Here is a 4,316-nt window from a genome sequence, read left to right as displayed (position 1 = left end):
CTGGGCCGGGACGCGGGCTGACCCGCGCCGGATCGGCGGACGTTCCCCACGGGTGCGGCGGCTTCGGCTTGCCGCGCCCCGGCTTTTGGTCTAGGTGCGGTGTGCCGTGGTCTGGCCGCCCGCGTGGCGGCCGTGTTGCGCATCGCCCGGCATATCCCCGGCACATTACCGCGATCACAAGCCTCACGAGGAAGAGCATGAACATCACCGAAGCGCTGCTGCACGCCCTGAAGGAACGCGGCGCGCGCGAGGTCTGGGGTATCCCCGGCGACTTCGCGCTGCCGTATTTCAAGATCATCGAGCAGACCGGCATCCTGCCGCTGATCACCCTGACGCATGAGCCGGGGCTGGGCTTTGCCGCCGACGCCGCCGCGCGCATTCGCCGGGGGCTCAGCGTGGCCGCCGTCACCTACGGGGCCGGGGCCATCAACATGCTGAACGCCGTAGCCCAGGCCTTTGCCGAAAAGTCGCCCGTGGTGGTCATTTCCGGGGCGCCGGGTACGGCGGAGAGGGCGCGCGGCCTTCTGCTGCACCATCAGGTGAAGACCGTGGGCTCGCAGTTCCGCATGTATCAGGAAGTCACCTGCGATCAGGGCATTCTGGACGACCCGGCCACCGCGCCCGCCATCATCGAGCGGGTGCTGCGCAACTGCCTGGAGCATTCGCGCCCGGTGTACCTGGAGATTCCGCGCGACATGCCCGCCGTGGCCTGCGGCCCGGTGGCCCCGCATGTGCCCACCCCTTGCGACGAAGAGGCGGTGGCCGCCTGCGCGGCGGAAGTGCTGGCCCGGCTGCGCACCGCCAGCCGTCCGGTGCTGATGGTGGGCGTGGAGGTGCGTCGTTACGGCCTTGAGGACCGCGTGGCGGAACTGGCCGACCGGTTGGGCGTGCCCGTGGTCACCAGCTTCATGGGGCGCGGGCTGCTGGCGGGCAAGGCCTGCCTGCAAGGCACCTACATGGGCGTGGCGGGCGATGCCGCCATCACTCAGGCAGTGGAAGGCTCCGACGGTCTGTTGCTGCTGGGGGTGATCATGTCCGACACCAACTTCGGGGTGTCGTCCAGCCACATCGACCGCCGCCGCCTGATGCACGCCGAGGACCGCGAGGTGCGCATGGGCTTCCACACTTACCACGACATTCCGCTGGAAAAGCTGGTGGATGCGCTGCTGGCGGCCCTTCCCGAAGGGGGGCGGGTCTGCCCGGCCCCGCTGGATGTGGACGGTGCACTGGGCCGCAACGTGGTCTACCGGCGCGGCTTTGTGGCGGACGACGCCCCGGTGACGCCCGACGACATCGCCGTGCTGCTCAACGATTTCTACGATGGCGTGTTGAACGGACCGGCTGTCGGCGCCGATCCCGATCCGATGCCGTGGCCCTTTGGCGGGCGCCCCTTGCCGTGGCCGTTGGCCTGCGACATCGGCGACTGCCTGTTCACCGCGCTGTCGGTGCGTCCCGTGCCCATGGTGGGGCCGGGGTACTACGCCAGCATGGGCTTTGGCGTGCCCGCGGGCATGGGCTTGCAGGTGACCACCGGGAAGCGTTCGCTGACACTGGTGGGCGACGGAGCCTTCCAGATGACCGGCATGGAGCTTGGCAACTGCGCGCGTCTTGGCATCGACCCGGTGGTCGTGGTGTTCAACAACGCCTCGTGGGAGATGCTGCGGGTGTTCCAGCCGGAAACCTCGTACAGCGCCATCAACACGCTGGACTTTGCCGCCTTTGCCGATGCGCTGGGCGGGCGCGGCCACCGCGTGACCACCCGGCGCGAACTGGCGGCGGCGTTTGCTGCGGCCACCACGGAGCGCGGGCGCTTCCAGCTTATCGACGTGCGGCTGGAAAAGGGCGCCATCTCCGACACGCTGGCCAACTTCGTGGCCGGGGTGAAGCGGGTTTCCGGCGTGAAGTAGCCGGGAGTGCATGCGGATTTCTGCATGTGAAGTGGCCGGGCGCTGCCCGGCAAAAAACGCAAACGAAACGGGGCGCGGTCCGATGGACCGCGCCCCGCATGCGTTCGGCGCAGAGGAAGGGAGCCGTTGCGGCGTTGCTACTTTCCCGACTTGCCCAGCGAGGCGAATGACACGGCGCTGCCCGTCCCGCCGCCCCCGCCGGAAGCCTGCTTGGCGGCCTGGGCCTGCAATTCGTTGATCTGCTGCTGCAACTCGTTGATCTGCTGGTACAGCGGGCGGGTGACCGATTCCTTCACCCCGTCGGGGGAAGAACCCTGCTCCACCTGCGCGATCTGCTGCTGCAACTGTTCGATCTTCTTTTGCAGTTCCTCGATCTGCTTGGCCGTGGAATCGCCGCCAGAACCGCCACCAGCGGCGGCGGCAGAGGTGGAGGACGAGGCCGACGCATCGGCATCGCCGGTGTCGCCGTCCGCCGTGCCTGCCCCGGTCAGGGTGCCCGCTTCCTGGGCGGCGTCCGCCTCGGCCTGCTGGCGTGCGGCCAGCATCTCGCGGGCAAGGCGCATGGCTTCCTCGGATATGGACACCCGGTCGCCGGACTGCGTGGTGGCAACACTTTGCGTGGCGCGCCGGGTGTTGGAGATGCCCGAGATGTATTCGGTGGACGACACCCCGTAGCCCTGCATCAACTCCATTGTCCAATCGCTCATGACCGCATCCTCCGTGCATGTTGGCGGCTGTCCGTCCCGTGTCTGCAGCTGTTTCGGCTGGCCGGGGGGGAGAGTGGGACGCGCACGGCATCCGGCAGGACCTGCCGCCCTTTTCTGCGTGGGCACGGGCATGCAAAAGGCGTGTAACGGGAAAACGTTTCCCTCTGCTTCGGCGTGCGGGGGAGCGGACGGGAGGCGGTTCAGTCCGTGCCTGCGGCCCGGGAAATGTGGGCAGGGGTATAGATGATGGCGTTCATGGAACTGCCCGGAATGCGTTGAAAGCCGAAGCCCAGATACCACTCGGTAAGCGTGCGCTGGTCCAGGCAACCGTTGCCGTGGGCCAGGGGCAAGGCATTGGCCACGATGTGCAGCCCGTGGCGTTCGGCAATGGCCACCAGCAGGGCCATGGCCTGCGAGCCGTGCCCGGCGCGGCGGGCGTCGGAATGGATTTGCAGCAGCGACATGCGGTCCTGCCAGAAGCACACCAGCATGCGTACCGGCCCCAGTTGCCGGAAGCCGGACCGGCTGTTCGGCACGGGCGTTGTGTGGCGCAGGTAGCACTGGCGCGCGGCCAGGGTGGCCGGGGGCAGTTCCGTTGCCGCGGGGGTGGGGCACGGCCTGGTGTCGGTGCATGGCTGCCGCGACGAGGTGGGGGGCAGGGGGGTGTCGGACGCGCCCGGCATCACCGGCATCACCGGCATAATGGGGGGAGGCACGGGGCGGCGGATGTGGGCATTGCGGATCTGTTCGGGTGCGAGCTCTAGCTGCGTGTGCGACAGGTGGGACATGGGATGTTCCTTTTGAGATTGGTCTGGATGACACGGGCGGAGCGCGGACGACGCAAAAGTCCCCCCTTTCCGTTGCGGAGAAAGGGGGGACGTCCGTGGCCGGAGCGGCCGATGTAGGCAGGACTACCCCCCGTGCGCCTCGCGGGCGGCACGGAGGAAGAGGCCGCGAGGGGCGGCGGCGAAGCGGAAGAATCCGGAACACGAACCACGGCCATGCTCGCCGCACTGGGGTTGCGGTGCACCGCAGCCTGTGAAGGTGCGTTTGATCGTGGTGTTCTGCTGCTGCATGGTCATATTGAAAGTTATGTGTCTTGAGAAGATGTGCACTGGTTTGTGAAAATCGTATCCATGATTGCATGGATTTTTTTGGAAGTCAAGCTTGTTTGCGAAAAAACATGGCAGGATTGATTTGTGCGGAGTATTGTCCTGCATTGATGTACATGGCTTCGTAAGATGTTGTAAAACGGCAACGTTGAAAGCTTTTCACAATGCACGGTGCATCATGAAATACTGCAAGGTATATCCGAAGCAGTATGCAGTGCTCCGTGGCGGTGTGACCGCATGGGCAATGGCGGGCGGCCTGTGGTGGGCATGCCGCAGTAGGCGGGGGCAGATGGAGGAAAGACGCGCCGGGTGCGCGTGTCCGGGTGCGCGTGTCCGGGTGCGCGTGTCCGGGGGGGGGGGGGGGGGGGGGGGGGGGGGGGGGGGATGTGCCGGTGCCGTGCCGGGAAGAGGGGCTTGCGGCGATCGTTCAGAGTTCGGCCATGCAGCCGATGCTCCGGGCTTGCGCGCATCCCGCCGGATAGTCGCGGCAGCGGGCGGGCTTGGTTTCGTGGATGGCGCAGATGCCGTGGCCGTCCGGGGTGTGGCGCAGCCACGGGCAGTGGCCGTCCTCGCCGCCGCCGCTGCCACCG

At 67.3% G+C, this 4,316-nt stretch carries 3 protein-coding genes; 1 reads left to right on the top strand and 2 read right to left on the bottom strand.

All coding sequences use genetic code 11. The features are described from left to right. The first annotated feature begins 197 nt into the window (after window positions 1–197). The gene (ipdC, locus tag FVW27_RS08910) at window positions 198–1,907 is read left to right on the top strand and encodes an indolepyruvate/phenylpyruvate decarboxylase (RefSeq protein WP_167124453.1); all 1,710 of its coding nucleotides are present in this window, start codon (window positions 198–200) and stop codon (window positions 1,905–1,907) included. Between the two features lie 137 nt (window positions 1,908–2,044). On the opposite strand, the gene FVW27_RS08905 is transcribed toward ipdC, so the two are convergent. Further along, window positions 2,045–2,614, bottom strand: a complete 570-nt coding sequence (locus FVW27_RS08905; protein WP_167124451.1) for an ABC transporter C-terminal domain-containing protein — start codon at window positions 2,612–2,614, stop codon at window positions 2,045–2,047. A gap of 200 nt (window positions 2,615–2,814) precedes the next feature. Then, a complete protein-coding gene (locus tag FVW27_RS08900; RefSeq protein WP_167124449.1) occupies window positions 2,815–3,402 on the bottom strand; it encodes a GNAT family N-acetyltransferase in 588 nt (195 codons plus the stop codon). Between the last annotated feature and the right edge of the window lie 914 nt (window positions 3,403–4,316).

Source organism: Nitratidesulfovibrio liaohensis (assembly GCF_011682075.1).
In the GTDB taxonomy this organism is placed as follows: Bacteria; Desulfobacterota; Desulfovibrionia; order Desulfovibrionales; family Desulfovibrionaceae; genus Cupidesulfovibrio; species Cupidesulfovibrio liaohensis.
This window is presented reverse-complemented; position numbering and strand designations above follow the sequence as displayed.

What these genes read in the sequence shown, in the direction of transcription:
- ipdC (WP_167124453.1), top strand. Translation starts at nt 198, where the DNA reads ATGAACATCACCGAAGCGCTGCTGCACGCCCTGAAGGAACGCGGCGCG.
- FVW27_RS08905 (WP_167124451.1), bottom strand. Translation starts at nt 2,614, where the DNA reads ATGAGCGATTGGACAATGGAGTTGATGCAGGGCTACGGGGTGTCGTCC.
- FVW27_RS08900 (WP_167124449.1), bottom strand. Translation starts at nt 3,402, where the DNA reads ATGTCCCACCTGTCGCACACGCAGCTAGAGCTCGCACCCGAACAGATC.